Annotated in this window: 13 protein-coding genes and 12 pseudogenes; 11 read left to right on the forward strand and 14 right to left on the reverse strand. The window is 70.6% G+C overall.

From position 1 onward, the window contains the following. Positions 1-40: 40 nt before the first annotated feature. The 7 genes and pseudogenes from nifJ to UG55_RS19200 form a co-directional block, all read left to right on the forward strand. The coding region (gene nifJ / locus UG55_RS19180; RefSeq protein ID WP_242424770.1) for a pyruvate:ferredoxin (flavodoxin) oxidoreductase at positions 41-3487 on the forward strand (3447 nt) is incomplete at its 3' end. A 1-nt stretch (position 3488) separates the two neighbouring features. Continuing rightward, positions 3489-3562: pseudogene (locus UG55_RS45540) on the forward strand (hypothetical protein); the annotation flags it as partial. A 114-nt stretch (positions 3563-3676) separates the two neighbouring features. After that, positions 3677-4954: a TetR/AcrR family transcriptional regulator gene (locus UG55_RS19185; protein WP_066071038.1), complete on the forward strand. Its 1278-nt coding sequence runs from the start codon at positions 3677-3679 to the stop codon at positions 4952-4954. Between the two features lie 198 nt (positions 4955-5152). After that, on the forward strand, positions 5153-5700 hold a 548-nt coding region (locus UG55_RS47645), incomplete at its 3' end, for an oxygenase MpaB family protein (protein ID WP_396230955.1). 1 nt (position 5701) lies between these two features. After that, a pseudogene (locus tag UG55_RS47650) lies at positions 5702-5965 on the forward strand (oxygenase MpaB family protein); the annotation flags it as partial. Between the two features lie 100 nt (positions 5966-6065). Then, complete coding sequence (locus UG55_RS19195; protein ID WP_066071045.1) at positions 6066-6734, forward strand: phosphatase PAP2 family protein; 669 nt, start codon at positions 6066-6068, stop codon at positions 6732-6734. Positions 6735-6878: 144 nt separating this feature from the next. Then, complete coding sequence (locus UG55_RS19200; protein ID WP_066071047.1) at positions 6879-7577, forward strand: TetR/AcrR family transcriptional regulator; 699 nt, start codon at positions 6879-6881, stop codon at positions 7575-7577. Positions 7578-7591: 14 nt separating this feature from the next. Here UG55_RS19200 and UG55_RS19205 read toward each other — a convergent pair whose 3' ends face one another. From UG55_RS19205 to UG55_RS19230, 9 genes and pseudogenes are all read right to left on the reverse strand, one after another. Then, the gene (locus UG55_RS19205) at positions 7592-8068 is read right to left on the reverse strand and encodes a (2Fe-2S)-binding protein (protein WP_066071050.1); all 477 of its coding nucleotides are present in this window, start codon (positions 8066-8068) and stop codon (positions 7592-7594) included. Positions 8069-8083: 15 nt separating this feature from the next. Further along, on the reverse strand, positions 8084-8611 hold a 528-nt coding region (locus UG55_RS39300; protein WP_242424771.1), incomplete at its 5' end, for a molybdopterin cofactor-binding domain-containing protein. A gap of 1 nt (position 8612) precedes the next feature. After that, positions 8613-10372 (reverse strand): annotated as a pseudogene (locus UG55_RS46015) (molybdopterin cofactor-binding domain-containing protein); the annotation flags it as partial. 9 nt (positions 10373-10381) lie between these two features. After that, a pseudogene (locus UG55_RS39305) lies at positions 10382-10603 on the reverse strand (DUF2236 domain-containing protein); the annotation flags it as partial. Between the two features lies 1 nt (position 10604). Next, positions 10605-11620: pseudogene (locus UG55_RS45545) on the reverse strand (oxygenase MpaB family protein); the annotation flags it as partial. Between the two features lie 487 nt (positions 11621-12107). Further along, a partial coding sequence (locus UG55_RS39315; RefSeq protein WP_242424772.1) for an oxygenase MpaB family protein occupies positions 12108-12738 on the reverse strand: 631 nt, incomplete at its 5' end. 1 nt (position 12739) lies between these two features. After that, positions 12740-13313, reverse strand: a pseudogene (locus UG55_RS46345) (DUF2236 domain-containing protein); the annotation flags it as partial. 213 nt (positions 13314-13526) lie between these two features. After that, on the reverse strand, positions 13527-14618 hold the full coding sequence (locus UG55_RS19225) for an IS630 family transposase (protein ID WP_066071060.1): 1092 nt from the start codon (positions 14616-14618) through the stop codon (positions 13527-13529). A 35-nt stretch (positions 14619-14653) separates the two neighbouring features. Continuing rightward, positions 14654-15595, reverse strand: a complete 942-nt coding sequence (locus tag UG55_RS19230) for an oxygenase MpaB family protein (protein ID WP_066071065.1) — start codon at positions 15593-15595, stop codon at positions 14654-14656. Positions 15596-15975: 380 nt separating this feature from the next. Here UG55_RS19230 and UG55_RS39325 point away from each other — a divergent pair. Continuing rightward, positions 15976-16290 (forward strand): GntR family transcriptional regulator (locus UG55_RS39325; RefSeq protein WP_242424773.1); only part of this gene is annotated, 315 nt, incomplete at its 3' end. 1 nt (position 16291) lies between these two features. Beyond that, positions 16292-16668, forward strand: a pseudogene (locus UG55_RS39330) (FCD domain-containing protein); the annotation flags it as partial. A gap of 17 nt (positions 16669-16685) precedes the next feature. On the opposite strand, the pseudogene UG55_RS39335 reads toward UG55_RS39330, so the two are convergent. Then, positions 16686-16932 (reverse strand): annotated as a pseudogene (locus UG55_RS39335) (aldehyde dehydrogenase); the annotation flags it as partial. A gap of 1 nt (position 16933) precedes the next feature. Then, a pseudogene (locus UG55_RS19240) lies at positions 16934-18185 on the reverse strand (aldehyde dehydrogenase family protein); the annotation flags it as partial. Between the two features lie 244 nt (positions 18186-18429). Here UG55_RS19240 and UG55_RS39340 point away from each other — a divergent pair. Next, positions 18430-18517 (forward strand): annotated as a pseudogene (locus UG55_RS39340) (hypothetical protein); the annotation flags it as partial. 1 nt (position 18518) lies between these two features. Continuing rightward, positions 18519-18789 (forward strand): annotated as a pseudogene (locus tag UG55_RS39345) (DUF4334 domain-containing protein); the annotation flags it as partial. 32 nt (positions 18790-18821) lie between these two features. Here the strand turns inward: UG55_RS39345 and UG55_RS39350 are convergent. The 3 genes and pseudogenes from UG55_RS39350 to UG55_RS39360 all read right to left on the reverse strand — a co-directional run. Further along, positions 18822-19361, reverse strand: a 540-nt coding sequence (locus UG55_RS39350; protein WP_242424774.1) for a zinc-binding dehydrogenase, incomplete at its 5' end; no start/stop codon positions are given. A gap of 1 nt (position 19362) precedes the next feature. Beyond that, positions 19363-19919 (reverse strand): annotated as a pseudogene (locus tag UG55_RS39355) (alcohol dehydrogenase catalytic domain-containing protein); the annotation flags it as partial. A gap of 115 nt (positions 19920-20034) precedes the next feature. Then, positions 20035-20536 (reverse strand): nitronate monooxygenase family protein (locus tag UG55_RS39360; protein WP_242424775.1); only part of this gene is annotated, 502 nt, incomplete at its 5' end.

Below are 20536 nucleotides of genomic sequence, written 5' to 3' on the forward strand. Positions count from 1 at the left end.
TCCCGCACCGGCCCCGTCCCGGCGCAGGCACTCTGGGTGTATGCGGCCCAGGACGATCGACGGCAACGAGGCGGCTGCTTCGGTGGCCTACCGGGCGAGCGAGGTCATCGCCATCTACCCGATCACCCCAGCATCGGGTATGGGCGAGCTCGCCGACGTGTGGGCGGCGGGAGGACGGCCGAACCTGTGGGGCGGGGTACCCGAGGTGGTCCAGTTGCAGAGCGAGGGTGGTGCGGCCGGTGCCGTCCACGGCGCGCTGCAGGCGGGTGCGCTCTCGACCACCTTCACCGCGTCGCAGGGGCTCCTGCTGATGCTGCCCAACATGTTCAAGATCGCCGGCGAGCTCACGCCGATGGTGCTGCACGTGGCCGCCCGGACGGTGGCCACCCAGGCGCTGTCGATCTTCGGTGACCACAGCGACGTGATGGCGGCGCGCTCGACCGGCTTCGCCATGCTGTCCTCGGCGTCTCCGCAGGAGGCGCACGACCTCGCCGCGGTCGCGCACGCGGCCACCCTCGAGACCCGTGTTCCGTTCCTGCACTTCTTCGACGGCTTCCGCACCTCGCACGAGCTGAACGAGGTCGAGCTGCTCGACGACCCGACGCTCGCCGCCCTGCTGCCCGACGGGCTGGTGGACGCCCATCGCCGCCGCGCGCTCTCCCCGGACCACCCGGTGATCCGCGGCACCACCCAGGACCCCGACACGTTCTTCCAGTCCCGCGAGGCGGCGAACACCTACTACGCCGCGGTCCCGGGGGCCGTGCGGCGGGCGATGGAGCAGCTGGCCGCGGCGACGGGGCGGACGTACCGGCTCTTCGAGTACCACGGCCACCCGGCGGCCGAGCGCGTCGTGGTGATCATGGGTTCTGGCCGGTCGGCGGTACGTGACGCGGTCGACCAGCTGGTCGAGCGCGGTGAGCGGGTCGGGTTCGTCCAGGTCCGGCTGTACCGGCCCTTCGACTGCGGGGCGTTCCTCGCCTGCCTGCCGCCGAGTGTGCGTTCGATCGCCGTCCTCGACCGGACGAAGGAGCCCGGCGCTACGGGCGAGCCGCTGCGGCTCGACGTCCTCGCGGCGCTCGCGGAGCGGCCCGAGCGCATGCCGCGGGTGATCGGTGCCCGCTACGGGCTCGCGTCGAAGGAGTTCACGCCCGCGATGGCGGCCGCGGTGTTCGACGAGCTGGCGCGCGAGCGCCCGCGGCGCGAGGTGACCGTCGGTATCCAGGACGACGTCACGCACCTGTCGCTGCCGGCGGACGAGGACGCCTTCCCGGAGCCGGCCGACGTCCTGCGCGCCGTGTTCTACGGGCTCGGCAGCGACGGCACGGTGGGAGCCACCCGGACCACCGCCGGGATCGTGGCCGACCACACGCCGCTGCACACCCAGGCCTACTTCGTGTTCGACTCGAAGAAGTCCGGCTCGATGACGGTGTCGCACCTGCGGCTGGCGCCGCGGCCGGTGGACTCGCCCTGGCTGATCCGGGACGCCCAGTTCGTGGGCTGCCACCAGTCGTCGCTGCTGGACCGGGTCGACGTGCTCGCCGTGGCCGGGCAGGGCGCCACCGTCCTGCTCAACACCTCCTACCCGCCGGACGAGGTGTGGGACCACCTGCCGTCCGAGGCGCAGCGCCACCTGCTCGACCGCGACGCGCGGCTGTTCGTCGTCGACGCCGATCAGGTGGCGGCGTCCGCCGGTATCCCCGGCATCGTCAGCCCCGTGCTGCAGACGTGCTACCTGCGGCTGTCCGGCCTTTTCGAGCCCGCCGAGGCGGTCGCCGCGGTGAAGGAGGGCGTTCTAGCCAGCCAGCGCAAGCGCGGCGAGGAGATGCTGCGCCGCAACACCGCGGCCATCGACGCGGCGCTGGGCGCGCTGCGCGAGGTCGACCTGCGCGGCCGGGTAGTCACCGGGCAGGCGCGGCGGCGGCTCACCGGCGATGTGCCGGAGTTCGTCCGTCAGGTCACCGCGCGGATCATGGCCGGTGAGGGGGAACTGCTTCCCGTCAGCGCGCTGCCGGCCGACGGCACGTTCCCGGTGGGGACGGCCCGGTACGAGAAGCGCGGCATCGCCCGGGAGCTGCCGGTCTGGGATCCCCAGCTGTGCGTGAGCTGCGGCAAGTGCGCGATCGTCTGCCCGCACGCCGCCATCCGGATGACGCTGTTCGACCCGGCGCGCCTCGCCGACGCGCCGCCTTCGTTCCTGCACACCCGCCCCAAGGACCCCCGGCTCGGGGAGTACCGGCTCACCATCCAGGTCGCGCCGGACGACTGCACCGGCTGCGGGGTCTGCGTCGAGGCCTGCCCGGCGAAGAGCCGCGAGATGCCTGACCATCGGGCCCTCGACATGGTCGACGCCACCTCCCGGTTCGCCGACGAGCGGGCCAGCTGGGCCTTTCACCAGACCCTGCCGGCGGTCGGGCCGGAGCTCGCCTCGGCGGCCACCGTCCGCGGCTCGCAGCTGCGGGAGCCGCTGTTCGAGTTCTCCGGGGCCTGCGCCGGCTGCGGCGAGTCGCCCTACCTGAAGCTGCTCACCCAGCTGTACGGCGACCGGATCGTGGTCGCCAACGCCACCGGCTGCTCGTCGATCTACGGCGGGAACCTGCCGACCACGCCGTGGACGGCGAACGCCGACGGCCGCGGCCCGGCCTGGGCGAACTCGCTGTTCGAGGACAACGCCGAGTTCGGGCTGGGGATGCGGCTGGCGCTCGACGCCCGTGCCCGGGAGGCCCGCCGGCTGCTGCGGGCCGAGGCGGGCCTGGTCGGCGACCAGCTCGTCGGGGCCATCCTGGACGCCGACCAGTCGACCGAGGCCGGCATCGTCGAACAGCGCGCCCGGGTGGCCGAGCTGCGGCGCCGGCTGGCCGGCCTCGAGCACGCCGCCGGGCTGGACGCGCTGCTCGACAACCTCGTCGCGAAGAGCGTTTGGATCATCGGCGGCGACGGGTGGGCCTACGACATCGGCTTCGGCGGCCTCGACCACGTGCTCGCCTCCGGGCGCGATGTCAACGTGCTCGTCCTCGACACCGAGGGGTACTCGAACACCGGTGGGCAGGCGTCGAAGTCGACGCCGCGGGCGGCGGTCGCGAAGTTCGCCGTCGGCGGCAAGCGGACCCGCAAGAAGGACCTCGGCCTGGTCGCCGCCGCCTACGGCGACGTGTACGTCGCGCAGGTGGCGCTGGGCGCGAACGACGCGCACACGGTGAAGGCGTTCAACGAGGCCGCGAGCTGGCACGGACCGTCGCTGATCATCGCCTACAGCCACTGCATCGCCCACGGCATCGACATGACCGACGGCATGGCCCACCAGAAGGCGGCGGTGCGCTCCGGCTACTGGCCCCTCTACCGCTATGACCCGCGGACGGAGGAGCAGCCGTTCTCCCTCGACTCCCGGGCCCCGTCGATCCCGTTCAGCGAGTTCGCCGCCACCGAGTCCCGCTTCACCCGGCTCGGCATGGCCAACCCCGAGGAGGCCGACCGGCTCGGCGCCCTCGCCNAGCGTGACATTCTCGGCCGCTGGCGGAGCTACGAGCACGAGGCCACCCAGGACCGTTCGGGTCAGGCCGGCTGACCTCGCGCGGGCGCCGGCAGATCGCCCGCGCGCACCGGAGCCCGTCCCGTGATGTCACCATGGGACGGGGCGTGCGGGCGACGGACGCGGCCGTGCGATGGCGAGGAGACGTGGGTGCAGGCGACCTCGACAGCTCGGACGGCCGAGCCGCGGCGACGGCCGAGGAACCGCAGGGCACAGATCGCGCTGGCCGCGGCCGAGCTGTTCTGCGAACGCGGCTACCACGGGGTCGGCATCGACGAGATCGCCGCCGCGGTCGGCATCAGCGGCCCGGCGGTGTACCGGCACTTCCCCACCAAGTACGCGATCCTCGTCCACGCCACCCGTGAGCTGAGCGACGCGCTGAGCACCGCGGCCGACGAGGCGCTCGCGACGGGGGGCGAGCCGGCGGAACGCCTGGACCGGCTGTTGGGGGCGATGGCGCGGATCAGCGTCGAGCGCCGCCGGGTCGGCGCGCTGTACCAGTGGGAGGCCCGCTACCTGCAACCGGAGCACCGGGTGGAGTTCCGGCAGGAGCTGACCGCGCTGGTGCGGCGGATCAGCGACCTGCTCCTGGCGTTGCGCGACGACCTTCCGAAGTCCGCCGCCGTGCTCCTCAGCCGGGCGGCGCTGAGCGCGATCGGCAGCATCTCGACGCACCGCGCGACGATCACCGACGGCCGGGCCGAGCAGATCCTGCGCACCGCGGCGTGGACGCTGCTGACGGCCGACCTGCCCGCCGGGGCCACGGACCACGACGGGGGCACAGGCGACGACGGGGGCACAGGCCACAGCGGGGGCACAGGCCACAGCGGGGAGGCGGGCCACAGCGGGGAGGCGGGCGCGCCGGCGGTGGTCCGGCCGGGCTCGCGGCGGGAGATCCTGCTGACCGAGGCGATCCGACTGTTCGACCGCCTCGGTTACCACGCCGTCGGCATCGACGACATCGGCCGGGCGGCGGGCATCAACGCCTCCGGGGTGTACCGGTACTTCCCCGGCAAGGCTGATCTGCTCGCGGCCGTGTACTACCGCGCCGCCGAGCGCCTGACCGCGAGCGTCACCGGTTCGCTGACCACCGCCAGCAGCCTGCCGGACGGGTTGCGGCGGCTCGTCGACGCCCATGTGGACCTGGCGTTCGACGAGAGCGACCTGATCTCCGTCTATCTCGCCGAGAACAACAACCTGCCCGCCGCCGACCGGCACGAGCTGCGCCGGGTCCAGCGGCTGCACGTCGAGGAGTGGGTCCGCCTTCTTCGTTCGATCAGGCCGGAACTCGCCGCCACGGAGGCTCGCCTGCTGGTGCACGCGGCGTTGAACCTGGTGATGGATTTGGGCCGGCTCACCGGGTTCGACCGGTCGAACGGTTCGGATCGCCAGGTGCGCGTGCTCGCGCTGCGCATGCTTGTCCCCTGACCCCGCCCCGCCATCCCGCCGCACCGCCGCCCATCCAGCGGGCGATCTCCTCGCCCCCGCAGCGGTAAGTTAACCGGCGTTCGCATATCTCGTGACCCTTGACCGACCCACGGAAGGAGGTCAGCCTTTCGGCTGAGGCCAGCATTTCCGGCTCGACGGCCTTGCATACAAGTTAACGATGGTTCTACAGTTTCGACCATGAGCGACGGGCTGTTCGACGACGGGGCCGTGATCCGCCGAGTGGTGCGGGAGGGATCCCTGCTGGCCGGCGGCGGGTGCGCCGTCCTGCTGCAGGTGTCCAATCCGGGGGTGGGCCTGGGCGTGCACGAGCACAGCGACTTCGCCTACCGCCCTGTCGACCGGCTGCGCACGACGATGACCTACATCTACGCGGTGGTCTTCGGGACGAGGGAGGAGGCCGAACGGGTCGGCCGGATCGTCTCGGCGATGCACCGGAAGGTGACCGGGCCCACCTACTCGGCCAACGACCCGGAGCTGCAGGTATGGGTCAACGCGACCCTCTACCACACGGGAATGCGCCTGCACCGGGCGCTGTTCGGCCCCTTACCGGAGGCCCAGGCCGACGAGGTTTACCAGCAGTACCGCGTGCTCGCCACCACGATCGGCACACCCGAGGGCGCGTGGCCGGCGAACCGCACCGAGTTCGACGCCTACTGGGACCTCATGATCAAGAGTCTGCGGGTCAACGACGAGGCCCGTTTCCTCGCCCGGCAGTTGCTCGAGCCNGAACTGATGCCGCTCGCGGTGCGGCCCCTCATGCGCCTGCACCGTTTCGTCACGATCGGGCTGCTTCCGGAGCCCATCCGGGAACAGTTCGGTTTCAGCTGGGACGAGCGGCGGCAGCGGCGGTTGAACCGGCTGCGGCGAGCGGCGGCAATCGTCTACCCGCGGCTGCCGGGCGCGTTGCGACAGCTGCCCAGGAACTACTACCTGGCGGACATGCGCAAGCGGATGAAGAAAACCGCCTCGCGGGCACCGGCGGCGGTCTGAGAAACCGGCCGCGGCCTTGCGGCAGCCTCGCCTCGGGTGCGGTTTATCGTGGACGGGCAGGTGCTGGTGACGGCGAGAACAGATCTGGGGAACGGCACTGTTGAGCGCGCGAACCCGCGGCGGGCACTTCCGCCGGCTGGTCGTCGGCGCGGCAGCCGTTCTGCTGGCGGCGCTGGTGGCCGCGGTCGTCGTCGGGAACGGAAGGCCGTTCGCGCCTGACAGCGGGTGGCACCGGTGGGTGCTGGACCACCGGAGCACCGGGCTGTCCGACGTCGCCGTGGCGGTCACCCATACCGGGGTGGGGGCCTGTGCGTACGGGCTTGCCGCACTCGCCGGCGCGGGCGCGGCGGGGCGGAGGCGGTGGTGGCTGGGTGCCGCCGTCGGCATGGCCGCGCTGCTGGCGGGCCAGCTGCTCCGGACCTCCCTGGCCACCGTGGTCGGGAGGGCCCGACCACCGACGGCGGCCTGGATAACCCACCCTTCCGGCTTCGCGTTCCCGTCCGGGCACACAACCACCTCGGCGCTGGTGGCCGCGGGCCTGGCCGCTGCGCTGTACCGCCGGGCGCGGCGGCGCTCCAGCCGGGTCGCGGCCGTCGCCGTCCCCGGCATGTGGGCGTTGGCCGTGGGGATGAGCCGGATCTATCTCGGGGTGCACTGGCCCACCGATGTCCTCGCCGGGTGGCTGTTGGCCGCCAGCCTCGCCGGTGTCTGCCTGCCGCCGCTCGCCGCCCTGCTCAGGCGGGTCGGCCGCGACGTCGGCTCGCGGTGAGCGCGCGCCGCTGGACACCTACCGGGGCCGCATGACCCAATGATATGGAACTTGTGTCTATGTATCATGCGATCCTAGGTGCAGATTCAGCACGACCTGTCGCGGCGCCCGGCGGTGCGACAGGATCAGCCGCAGGAGGTGGCTATGGAGCCCGCGCTGTCCGCCCTCATGACTCCGGGGTCGGAGTCGGTGCTGGAACGCGCGTACACCGACGCCATCGAACGGGTCGACGACACCGACGAGACGCGGGCGCGAATTCTCGACGCCGCGTACGAGCAGTTCAGCCGGATGGGTATCCAGCGCTCCACGGTGGAGGACGTCGCCCGGCGGGCCGGGGTTTCCCGGATCACCGTCTACCGTCGGTTCACGACGAAGGACGTGCTCGTCGAACACGTGGTGCGGCGCGAGTTCCGCCGTTACTTCGATCAGTTTCTCATCGAGATCCGCCAGGCCGAGACCGTCGCCGACCGCCTGGCACTCGGGTTCGTGAGCTCGTTGCGCGCCATCCGGCGCAACCCGCTGATCGGCGCTCTGATCGCCACGGAACCCGACCTGCTGGTGGCCTCGATGATCACCGACGGCGGGCGGACACTGGCCACCGTGCGGCAGTTCGTCGCCGGTCAGCTGCGCCGGGAGCAACGCGCGGGTGCGGTGTCGAGTGGCCTCGACACCGACCTCGCGGCCGAACTGATGGTCCGGGTGTCCGCCTCCTTCCTGATGATCCCCAGCCACATCGTCGACGTCGACGACGACGAGCAGCTGACCGCCGTGGCCCGGCGGTTCCTCGTGCCCATGCTGGAACCGTTCGTTCCCGTGCCGGAACCAGCGGGTACCGAGGGCTGAGGGCCGGGCCCGCCTCACATGTGCGCCGCGCCGGTCCTGACCGCCTCCCGGATGCGGAAGTAGGTGCCGCAGCGGCAGATGTTGCGCAGGCTGTCCAGGTCGGCGTCGGTGATCGCGCGCCCTTCGGCGGCGACCCGGCGGACCAGGGCGACCGCCGCCATGATCTGGCCCGGCTGGCAGTAGCCGCACTGGGCGACATCGTGGTCGAGCCACGCCTGCTGCATGGGGTGCAGCTCCCTGCCGACCGTGGCCGGCAGCCCCTCGATGGTGGTCACCTCGTCAGCCGGCTGGAGATCCCCGACCGGGATCGCGCAGGGGTTGACCGCCTTTCCGTTGAGGTGGCTGGTGCATGCCTTGCAGACGTTGATGCCGCAGCCGTACTTGGGGCCGGTGATGCCCAGGACGTCGCGCAGCACCCACAGCAGCCGCACGTCGTCGGGAACGTCGACGGTGACCTGCTCGCCGTTGACGCGGAACGTGTGCTCGGGCACGAAGATCTCCCTTTGTCAGCTGGCGTAGTTCAGGCCGTCGGTCGGCGAGGGGGGTACGGGCGGGACGGTCGGCTTGGGCTCGAAGGAGAGCGTGCCGTGGTTGATCGGGAAGCTGGTGGGCATGGTTCCGGTCGCGCGGCCGTACGCGCAGGCCACCGCGGCCATGGCTCCCGCGACGCCCAGCTCCCCCGCCCCGCCCGGCTTCTCGGAGGTACTGGGCATGATGATGATCTTCAGATCCGGCGGGGTGTTCCACTGCCGCGTGTAGAAGTAGTTGTCCCAGCTCGCCTCCAGGAAGTACCCGTCGCGAAGATGCAGGCTGGACGTCAGCGCCAGTGCGATGCCGTCGGAGACACCGCCCATCATCTGCGCTTCCAGACCGCGCGGGTTGACTGCAAGGCCGACATCCACGGCGAAGACGGCCTTGGTCACCCGCGGCCCGGCCACCCCGTCGCGGATCGGCCGGTTCACGGTCTCCGGCCGGCAGTCGATCTCCACCAGCACGGCGCTGACGGACTTGTACTCGGAGTGGAAGGCGATGCCNTGGGCGGTGCCGGCCGGCATCGCCCGACCCCAGCCGCCCACCTCCGCGACCTTGTCCAGGACCGCCCTGGAGCGGTCGTCGCGCAGGAAGTCGCGCCGGAACCGATACGGGTCCTTGCGCATCCGCGCGGCGAGCTGGTCGACGATCAGCTCCCGGGCACAGGTCATGTCGGGCGAGTAGACGTTGCGCATGCTGCCGGTGTTGAAGCCCTTGTCGGTTTCGGCGAGCAGCCGGCTGTGGACGCCGAAGTCGTAGGGCATCGTCTGGCTGAGCTGGAAGAAGATCTCGGAGAAGCCGATGTCGCCCACCGGCAGCTGGGCGGCCGTGGCGGTGATGATCTCGCCGAGCCCGTGGCCCAGATCGGTGGCCACGCTGGTGTGCCGCTGGTGGTAGCCGAGCACGGTGCCGCCGAGGTACGAGGCGCGCACCCGGGAGGTGGCCATCGGGTGGGTGCGGCCCTGCCGGGAGTCGTCGGCACGGTGCCACATGAGCTTCACCGGCTTGCCGACCTTCTTCGACACCTCCGCGGCTTCCAGCGCGGCGTCGAAGAAGAGCTTTCGCCCGAAGGAACCACCGCCCTCGACCACATGCACCGCGACTTTCGCCGGCGAGAGCCCGAGCTTCGCGGCAATGGTCTTCTGGGCGACGATCGGTGACTTCAGCGCCGCCCAGATCTCGGCCCGGTCGGCCCGGACGTCGGCGACCGCGCAGTTGGGTTCCAACGCGCTGTTGCTGCGGAAGTAGAAGGTGAACTTCCCTTCCACGGCCGGGGTCAGCGGCGGGAGCCCGAGTGGCAGTTCCGCGCGTTCGAGTTCGCGCCGCACGGTCTCGTCGGACTTGCCCGCCGCGGTGCCGGCCTTCCAGGTGACCCGCAGAGCCCGGACGGCATCGATGCACTGGCCGAAGGTCTCCGCGCGCACCGCCACCCCGGTGGAGATCTCCACGACGTCGGTGACCCCCGGCATCGCGCGCACCTCGGCCAGATTGGCCACCGAGCCGACCTTTCCGTTGATGGTCGGCGGGCGGCACACCATGGTCGGCTTCGCGTTCGGCACGTCGAGGTCCATCGCGAACTTCTTGCGCCCGGTCACCGCGTCCAGCGCGTCGACCCGGCTGTGCGGCCTGCCGATCACGGTGAAGTTCTCGCGGGCGGTGAGCTCGACGGACACCTGCTGGTTACGCAGGCTGGCGGCCTTCTCCGCGAGGGCGCCGATGTCGATGCTCCGGCCGGAGCGGCTGACGACGGCTCCGTCGCGCAACGACAGGTCGGTGACGGCGGAGCCGAGCTCGGTCGCCGCGGCGTCCAGCAGCCGGCGCCGGGCGATCGCGGCCGCGACCCTGATCGGGGTGTAGGTCGCGAAGGTGGTGTTCGACCCGCCGGTGAGCTGGTTGAACAGCAGTTCCGGACGGGCGTCGGCCAGCGTGACCCGCACCCGGCTCAGCGGCACCGAGAGTTCTTCGGCGATCAGCATGGCCGTCGAGGTGGTGATGCCCTGGCCCACCTCGGCTCTGGGCAACGCGAACGACACCAGGCCGTCCGGGCCGACCTCGACCGAGATCAGGGCCGAGGTCGGCAGCGCCGCCAGGGTCATCATGTCGTTGAGGTCGACCACGTCCGTGATGTCCTGCGACGGCAGCTGGACACCGGCCTCAGGCGCCGACGCGGCCGCCGATGCCAGGCCGATCTCCGCCGCGGTCACCAGGGTCGGCCCCGCGAGAACGTATCCGAGGAACCGCCGCCGGCCGATGCGCTCGTGCATTCCGGAGGCTCAGTTCGGACGGTTGCCGGTGGGGAGGTTGATTTTCGTTTCCTTCCCCTTCGTGAGGAAGAACAGGATGTACTTCCGCAGCGCCTCGTCGACGGTCCACGCGATCGAGGGAACCAGCGGCAGCGGGATGAGCCCCTCCCGGACCTTCACCAGCACCGGCCACACGGTCCTGATCGTGTTCTCCCAGAACGGCTCACGGGGGATCTGGTCCCAGTCGGCCACNTGTTCGTCGACCAGGAACCGGGCCAGCGCGTTGACCAGCGGCCGGCTGATGCTGCCCGGGCTCGTCTGCTCGGCGAGCTGGCCGAGCAGGATGTCGGTCAGCTCCACACCTTCGGGGGTCGGCCCCATGTTCCGCGGCAGGACCTCGTCCGACTGGGCGTTGGCCGCCGCCCAGGTGGCGGGGATGTACTCGTCCCGGACGCCGAGCATGTGCGCCGTCACCTGCCAGACGTGCAGGTAGGCAGCGGAGTCGGCCGCGCTGATCGGGACCTTCCACTCCAGCATCTTGCGCATCGCGTAGGTCGGGAGGGTGTGCCAGGTGACCAGCAGGTCCTCCTGACTGATCGGGATCTCGCCGCCCCAGTGGGGCGACTGCGGCAGCAGGTGCCGCACCGCCGCGTGCACCAGCCGGGTCTTCACCGAGTTGACCTGGCAGGTACCGCCCGGCCGGTAGGCGTCCAGCGCACCGACGGCGAAACCCAGGATGCTGGTCTTGGCGACGCGGTCCTCCATGTCGGCCCCGCCCGCCGAGTAGTAGACCGAGCGCGCCTCCTTGGGAATGGCGGTGCTCAGCATGCCGCCGCCCACCCCGTTGAGCAGATTGAGATACAGCCCGCGCGACTTGTTGAACTGGGCGGCGGCCTCCAGCTTTGCCCGGTCCGCCCAGGAGGGCAGCTGGCGGGCGTGCTCGATGAAGTCCCGCAGGTCCGCCGGCAGTCCGGCCGGCAGCGGCTGGTCGTTGCGGTTCCAGTCCCATAACAGCCGGTTGACCTCGGGCACCAGACCCCGCTCGTACAGGGAGGCGACCAGCGGATCGGCCTCCTCGTCCCACACCCACCGCGGGTCGGCACCGACGCCCGCACCGGCACCGGCACCGGCACCCGCGCCCGCCACCGAGCCAGCGGCCGCCCACGTCCAGTCGGCCGCGGCGCGCGCCGGCGTGGACAGGCCGAAAACCCCGAGGGCACTCGCGGCCCCACCCGAGATCAGTATCCTGCGCCTACTCAGCTCCGCCATTTCTCGGAACCTCCCCTAACCGCGTCGGCGTGCTTTGAAGATTCCATGATACATACCACGTTTCCTTGTATCACAACAAGGCGCCGCATATGCTCGGCCCGATACCGGGTCGCCCGCCGGCCAGGCGTTCTCTTCCGTAGGTCCGCCGAGAATCGGGAGTCCTCGGCGGTGTCGCCGGGGGTGTCACCACGCGGGTCGATGAGCTCGGGTGCCACGCACACGGCGAAGGCTGCCCGGCGGTTGTGGATCACGGGTGGATCAGGGGAGGATCCACCCGTGATCGGCAGGAGCCCGCCGAGCGGAACGGCACCGGCGGTATGTGTCGTCTCAGGGGCGGGCAGGTTCCAGGAGAGCCTCGCGACGACCGCGACGACCCGGTGCGCGCTCCCGTGCCGGGTGCGGCGCTGTGGCCGAGTCGTCGACGGTGTCGTGCGGCGATCCCCCGCCCGGTGCCGCCGGGCAGCTGCCGTGTGCTGGGCTACCGACCTCAGGAGGGACGGTTGATGTCGGGGATCGCGATCGGGGTGGTCGTCGGCGAGTTGCCCTCGTTGAGGAACATCATGGCGAGGGCGCGCACAAGCTGGTCGAAGACGTAGAAATTGACCGGCATGAACGGGAGCAGACCCTCCCGGAACGCGATATACGCCGGCCAGCCGACCGCTACCACCGCGGCCGAGACGTAGTCACGCGGCAGCCCCGCCAGGTTGGCGACCGCGTCGCCGAGGACGTAGCGGACGAACTCGTTGAGGAAGCCGCGGGTGACACCCAGGTCGAGCTCGGCGGTGAGCCCGAGCAGGACCTCGGCGAGCTGCTTGCCCTCGTAGGTGGACGCGAGGATCGGCGTGAGCACCTGTGCCGACTGGGCGTGCGCGTCGGCCCACGTCTTGGGGATGTACTCGTCCTTCACGCCCAGCAGCGAGATGGCGACCTGCCAGTGGTGGAGGAATGCCTCCTCCTCGGCGGGCGTCATCTTGATCTTCCACTCCTTCAGCTTGGTGTGCGCGAACGTGCCCAAGCTGTGGAAGGTGACGAGAATGTCGCCGTTGCTGATCGGAATCGTCTCGTCCGCAACCGCCTTCCACTGCGGCGACTGCGGCAGGAGATGACGGACGGCGGCANGCACCATGCGCGTCTTGTTCGCGGTGACGATGAACTGCCCGCTCGGCTCGAAGGCGTTCAGATCGTGCAGGTCATACCCGAAGGTGAAGGTCTTGGCCGCGCGGTCTTTCATGTCGGCGCCGCCCTTGGACCAGTACACCGACTTGGCCTCGCGCGGGATGACCGTGCTCATGATGCCGGCACCGAGTCCATAAATCATGAACAGATAGGTGTCCTTGCGCCGGTTGAAGTCGGCCGCGAGGCGCAGCTTGGTGCGGTCAGCCCACGCCGGTAGCTTGGTGGACTGCTGGAGGAACGCCGTGAGATCGGCCGGAAGGCCGGTCGGCAGCGGGTGGTTGTTGTTGACCCAGGGGCGGATGGCCGTGTTGACCGCGGCCACCTGGTTGTTGTTGAAGACGTTGACCATCGCCTTGTCGATGACGTCGTCCCACACCCACTGGGGATTGACGCCCGTGCCGGCGGCGGCAACGGACCCGGCCGCTGACCAGCTCCAGCCCGGAACCACTTCCGTCGCTCCGACCACACCGAGCGCGGCGCCTAAGGACAGGACGCCTCTCCTGCTGAGACTGCTCATTTTCTTACCTGCTTCCCGAGCGCAACGGCTCTGAAGGCGTCCTGCCACGGAGCGCCGACGCAGCACGCCGAAAGAGGAGGAGGGGACACTCGACCGACGACGTGGAGACAACCCTGAAGGTAGCGACCTTCCCGGTGTTCCGCAAGCCTTATGCATGGCGCGCGTTCACCTTCGTCGATAGCCGCCGGGGGTCTGCCGAGTACGGTCGATTACCTACTGTTCTGAGTCGTTGATTTGCTGGCGGTAATCGGCAGGACTTTCATGTATCCCGGCGGTACTCCTCGTCCAGACGAACGCTTTCGGGTCCTTGTTCCAGGCAATCACCCAGGCCCGGATGTCGGATTCGAGGTCGACGACGGACCGATCCGCCCAGCGGGGCGGTCTGCGGGCCGTCAGCTCGGCGAGCCAGTGTTCGACCAGGTTCATCCACAGAACGGGGGTCGGTGTGAAGTGCGGGCGGAAGCGGGGGTGGCGCAGCAACCAGTCGCGCACCGCCCGGACCCGGCCGACGGCCTGGTTGTCCAGGACCAGGTGCAGGTCGGACCCGGTCGGAACCGAGGAGTCGACCAGCCTCAGGAAACGTACGAACTCCTGGTCGCGGCGCAGCCTCGCGGTCCGCCCGATCACCGGTCCGGACGGCGGGCCGAGGGCAGCGAACAGGCCGACCGGGTCTTGGCGGACCTGGTCGAGGGGCGTCCGCTCCGGGATGTCCGGCAGCGTGGGTGCGCGCCCCTCCAATGCTGCCACCTGCGGGTTTTCGTCGACGCAGAGCACGATCGCCATCTCCGGCGGGTCGAGATGGACCCCGACCACGTCCCGGACCCTGCCCACGGACAGCGGGTCGGCCCACGGCTGCCCCGTCTCGGCCAGGTGGGGCTTCAGCCCGAAGGCGCGCCACATCCGCGACACCGTCGACTGCGACAGCCCGCTGGCCTTCGCCATCGACCGGGTGGTCCAGTGGGTGGCTCCGTCCGGCGGATCGCCTTCCAGCGTCCTCGCGATCAGCTCCTCGACCTGCGCGTCGGTGACGAGCCGCGGCCGGCCCGGCCGCGGCTCGTCCGACAGCCCGTCGAGCCGATCCGCCGCGAAGCGGTTGCGCCATTTCGCGACCATGCCCCGACTGACACCCAGGTCAGCGGCGACCTGCGCGTTGGTGGCCCCCTCGGCGCACGCCAGCACGATCCTCGACCGCATTGCCAACGACTGCGAGGACGCCCCTTCCCGCGCTCCTTCCCGCGCCCATCCCCGCAGCACATCGCGCTCGGCGGCGGTCAACTCGATGGAAACAGCATTCGGACCAGGCACGATCCCAACCTAAGATCGACCGGAGGATTCAGGGCTCAGCGATCCGGATCCGACGGCGTTCTGCCTGGATCGTGATGCGCTGCATGTGTGCGCTTCTTCCATTTCTCGTCGAGGGTGTCCGGCGGCGGTGGGGCGCCGAGATCCCGCGGCTGGTATCCCTCGGGATAGCCGGGGTATGTGCGGGTGCGGGGATCCCAGGCGAATTTGATGCGCCGCCGGGCCGGAAGGCGGCGGACCACCGCCGAGCGGGCCCGCAGCGAACCGGTGGCGGCACGGCTCATCCAGGCCGGCGCCGGCCTGAACCCGAAGGCGTTCAGCATGGTCTCGTCGAGCATCGACCGCACGCCGGCCCGCACCAGTGGACGCAGTGGAGCGGGAAACCAGCCCGCGAGCATCTCCATGGTGTAGGTACCGATCCGGCGGTTGCTCTCGGCGAACCTGAAGTTCGTTTTTTCGTACTCGCGCTTGAAGGCCCGGAGCTCGTCGAAGTCGGTGGGAATGTCACGGATTCCCATCCGGATTCCGACCTCGCGGTAGAAGTGGAACGCGGCGATGGCCTCGTGATCGGTCAGCCGGCGCCAGCCGTGGGCGTTGATCCAGTCGATCGGGTCGTAGATGAAGGTGCAGAGCACGTAGCGCATGTCGTCGTTGTCGATGGCGTAGCGGCCGTGCATCTGGTTGATCACCCGCAGCGCGTCCCGACCGCGGGCGGAATCATAGCCGACGGCGGTGAGCTCACCCATCAGCAGAGCGGTGTCGTCATAACGCTTCTGCGGCCGGTCCCGGAACTCCCCGGTCGCCGCCAGCAGCGCCGAGATCGTCGGGACGCAGTAGGTCCGGAACAACGCGAACTCGAGCGCCCGGCGATAGTCCCACGGAAACTCGTAGCCCGCGGAGATCCGATAGATCTCGTGGTGATCCGCCACCGGGTCCAGCTCGAGGATCCGGCGCGTCCATCTGTCGCGGTCGGTCAACATTGAGCCCACCTCACACCGCCGTTCAGCCCACCGTCGCTCAGCCCACCGTCGTTCAGCCCACCGTCGCGCGGCGATTCCACCGGCTCGTCGGATCGGTTCTCGGTTCGGGGGTGGCCCGGGGCGAGCCGCGAGCGCGGACGCGGGTCGAGACGCGGAGCGGGGCCTGGAGTCACACCGATAATCAGGCATGAAGTCAGGCATGAAATCCGGCGCGACTCACCTGAAGTCGTACGCGGCGATGCGCGGAGAGCCCACTCCAAACCCGCATATTTGATAGATATATTTAATAGGTGAAACTGATCACGGCCGCCACCCTGATCATCGGCTGACTCGACCGGACGTTCATACTTGCACCAGCGGGCGACCAGGAAGGGCAGCGCATGACCAGGCCAGCCGGAGCGCGACGGGCCCGCGGCGCACCTCTGCCACGAGCGCCCCAGCTCGCCGACGAGGTCGCCGCACATCTGCGCGACCTCATCATGTCGGGCCACATCTGGCCGGGCGAGTACATCCGGCTCGACGAGGTCGCCCGCGAGCTCGGCGTGAGCGTCACGCCGGTGCGGGAGGCCCTGGTCCGCCTGCGCAGCGAGGACATGGTCGAGCTTGAGCCCCGCCGCGGCTACGTCGTCGCCCCGCTCTCCCAGCAGGACATCCGCGATCTGTTCTCCCTGCAGGGTGACATCGCCGGCGAGCTCNCCGCGCGCGCGGCCGCCGTGATCGAGCCTGCGCACCTCACCGAGCTGCGGGAGATCCAGGCAGCCCTGCGCGACGCGGTGCGGACCGAGTCGCCCGACAGAATCGAGCAGCTCGAGTTCGAGTTCCACCGGCTCATCAACCGGCTCGCCCAGGCCCGCAAGCTGTCCTGGTTCCTGCACACCGCCAACCGCTACACACCGGCGCGCTTCTACTCCGCCGACCAGGCCTGGCGCTCGGAGATGCTCGCTCGCCACGACGCGCTGCTCACCGCTCTGGAGAACGGCGACGCCGCCGAGGCCCGCGCCGCGACGGTCCGCCACTTCACCGACGGCGCCGACCGGCTCATCGCCCACCTCGCCGGGCTCGGGATGTGGTGACCGGCCGCGACGCCCGTTCACCGCAGCCCGTGCCGTAGCCGGAACAGCCGCAGGGCACTCGAAACGGCCTTGGGCGAGCGCTCCAGCGTCATGAGATCCACCGGGCTGGCGAAGCGGGTGCTCGTGATCGACTTCGGCCGGCTGAACTCCCGCAGGCCGTCGGCGCCGTGGATGCGGCCGAACCCGGAGTCCCCGACGCCACCGAAGGGCAGCGCGGGGATCGAGGCGAACCCCAGCACACTGTTGACGGAGGCGGCCCCGGTGNGCAGTCGGCGGGCCACGTCCAGCCCGCGGGCCCGGTCGCGGGTGAACACCGAGGCGGCGAGGCCGAAGGTGGAGTCGTTCGCCCGGCGGACCGCCTCGTCGAGGTCCGCGACCCGGTCGATGACCAGTGTCGGCCCGAACGTCTCCTCCCGCACGGCCAGGCTGTCGGCCGGCACGTCGACCAGCACCACCGGGGCCACGAAGGGCGGGCGCACCGAATCCGGCCCGCCGACGAGCGCCCGCGCCCCGCGCCCCAGCGCGTCCTCGATGTGCGAGCGGATGACCTCCACCTGGCCGGGCATGGTGATCGGCCCGTAGTGGGCGCCCTCACCGCCGCCGGGGCGCACCCGGGAGGCGAGGGTGGTGACCCGGGAGACGAAGTCGTCGTACACGGCGTCGACGACGAGGACCCGCTCGACACCGGCGCAGGTCTGGCCCGCGTTGCCCATCCCGCCGAAGACCGCTGCCGTCGCCGCGGCCTCGAGGTCGGCGTCCGCGGCGACGATCAGCGCGTCCTTGCCACCGGCCTCGATCACCACCGGGGTCAGGGTGCGGGCGCAGGTGGCCATGACGCGCCTGCCCGTGGCGGTCGAACCAGTGAAGGCGATCTTGTCGGCACCGGCCTCGCACAGCGCGGCGCCGGTCGCGCCGTGCCCGGTGACGACCTGCAGCACGGCGGACGCGGGCTGGGCGGGCAGCAGCCTGGCCCAGGTGTCGGCGAGCCAGCGCCCGACGCCCGGGGTGTGCTCGCTGGGCTTGAAGACCACCGCGTTGCCCGCCGCCAGCGCGTAGGAGATCGAGCCCATCGGCGTGTACAGCGGGTAGTTCCACGGGCCGATCACTCCGACCACGCCGAGCAGGACGTGTTCGACGACGGCCTTCTGGTTGATGGCGAGCGCACCCGGGCGCACCCGGCGCGGGCGCAGGACGCGGTGGGCGTTGCGGGCGGCCCAGGCCAGGTGCTCGACGGCGAGCATGACCTCGAGTACCGCGTCGTCGTAGGGCTTCCCCGTCTCGGCGCGGATGATCCCGGCCAGCGTCTCGATCTCCCGAGCCATGGTCAGCCGCAGCGCCGACAGCTGCCCGCGGCGCCGCTTCCAGCCGATGGAGCGCCACCACTCGCCGGCGGCACGGGCGGCCTCGACGGCCGCGCGCACCGCGGTCTCGTCCGCCACCGGGTAGACCTCGGTATCCACCCCGGTGACCGGATCGCGCGTCACCAGGAGGTCTGGCTGATCGGCTGTGGTGGTCATCGAACCCCCATAGTCGCGCATCAAATATATTTGGTATCCGGTATGATACAGGGAATTGGGTCGGCGCGGGAAGCGGTATTGGGTACCGCTTTCGCGGCCCTACTGGCCGCGAGAGCGCCGACCATCACAGGCATCGTGCCGGGAGTGCGAGATGAAGCTGACAAACAGCGCGGCGGCCGTCTTAGAGATCATCAGGACGGGAGCGGACGAGTCGGCACAGACACTGCTGCCCNTCTTCGACGAACTGGACCCGGTACCCACCACCTTCATGTACGGCAGATGGCGCGGCGGCCTGTTCACCGAGGACCGGGAGATGGGCGCACTGCTCACCCNGATGAAGTGGTACGGAAAGCACTTCACCGACTCGGAGAACGCCGAGCCCCTGCTGTGCCGCCGGACCGACGGCACCCTGTACTCGTTCTCCGGGATGGGCATGGCCCGCCTGCGTGAACTGCACTTCCGGGGCAAGGTCTCGGCCGCGATGCTCTACGACGAACAGCCGACGATCGACATCTTCCGCAAGGTCTCCGAGAACGTGGTGCTCGGCGTGATGGATTCCAAGGGCCGCCCCATCGATTTCTTCTTCCACCTCACCCGCGACTGACCGCGTCGCGTCCGGACCGGGCGGGATCCTTCTCAGAAGGTGATGACCGCCCGCCCGGGCCGCACGCCGAGTTCGGCCATCGCCTGCCCGATGTCCGCCAGCGGATAGCGCCGGGTGATGAGCCGGTCGAGCGGGAGGCGACCGGCGCGGTAAAGGCCGAGGATCCGCGGGATGTCGATGTGCGGGCGGATGCTGCCGTTCGTGCTGCCGGTCAGGACCCGCTGGTCGATCAGGTGATAAAGCGGGATCGTGACCTGCGCCCGCGGATCGGCGACCCCGACGACCACCGCGCGCCCGCCCTTGCGCAACGCGGTGAACGCCGCCGCGACGGTGCTCGGCGTGCCGACGGCGTCGATCGCGGCGTCGACGCCGCCGCCCGTCAACGCACGCACCCGGGCGGTGAGGTCCGTGTCATCGTCCACCACGATCGCGTCCGTCGCGCCGAGGTCGACCGCGAGCCGGCAGGCCGCCACGCTGCGGTCTGCCACGATCACCTGGCCCGCGCCGACCGTGACCGCCCCGAGCACGGCCGCCAGGCCCACTCCGCCGGCCCCGATGACCAGGACCGTCTCNCCGACCTCCACACCGGCCCGGATGACCACCGCGCCGAAGCCGGTGGACACGCCGCAGGCGGTGAGACACGCGACCTCCAGCGGCACGTCCGCGGGAACCCGCACCGCGGCGCGCCGGTCGACGACCGCGTACTCGGCGAACGACGACTGCATGGCGAAGTGGTTGAGCTGCTCGGCACCCCTGGTGAGCCGCCGCTGACCGCTCGGCAGCCGGCCGTCGAGCAGGTGCGGCGCGGCGACCTCGCACAGTGCGAAGGCACCGAGCTGACACTGCCGGCACATCCCGCAGCCCGGTGTGATCGTCAGGACGACGTGCTCCCCGGTGGCGAGGTCGGTGACTCCCGCGCCGACCGCGTCGACGACCCCGGCGCCCTCGTGGCCGAGCACCACGGGCAGCGGGACGGGCATTCCGCCCTCGACGACGGTGCGGTCGGTGTGACAGACACCGGTGGCCCGTAACCGCACCCGGACCTCACCAGGCCCGGGTACGGGTACGTCGATCTCCTCGACCACGAGGCGGCCCGCTTCGCGGAGCACCGCGGCGCGCATCGGCGACATCCTTTCTGTGCTGGCCGTGCTGGCCGGGCTGGCGNCTGCGTGCCGGCCGCGCGCGGAGAGCCGGACGCGGTTGGTACAGAACCCCCGTCGCGAACCGGACGCCATCGTGACCGTCTCAGGCGCTGAACTTCGCCCGAGTCGCGTCGAGCACGGCGCGGGCCTCCCGGACCACCCGGGTGACGATTTCCCCCGCGGGCGGTATGTCCCGGATGAGGCCCTGCACCAGTCCGGCGGTCCAGATGCCGGCCTCCAGGTCCCCCTCCTCGAACACCCGGCGCCCGCGCGAACCCGCGACGAGCTCCCGGATGTCGTCGAAGTTCCCCCCACCGTCGAGAATCTGCACGACCTCGTCGCTCACCGAGTTCCGCGCGACGCGGGCGGTGTTGCGCAGCTGCCGGAAGATCATCCTGGTGTCGAGCTCGGTCGCCTCGACGATGCGCCGCTTGACCTCCGCGGCGATGGGCGACTCCACACTGCACATGAACCGGGTGCCCATGTTGATGCCGTCGGCACCGAGCACGAGCGCGGCCGCCAGCCCGCGCCCGTCGGCGAAGCCGCCCGAGGCGATGAACGGGATGCTCAGCGCGTCGGCGGCCGCCGGCACCAGGATCAGCCCG

The sequence above is a fragment of the Frankia sp. EI5c genome, from assembly GCF_001636565.1.
Classification (GTDB): domain Bacteria; phylum Actinomycetota; class Actinomycetes; order Frankiales; family Frankiaceae; genus Parafrankia.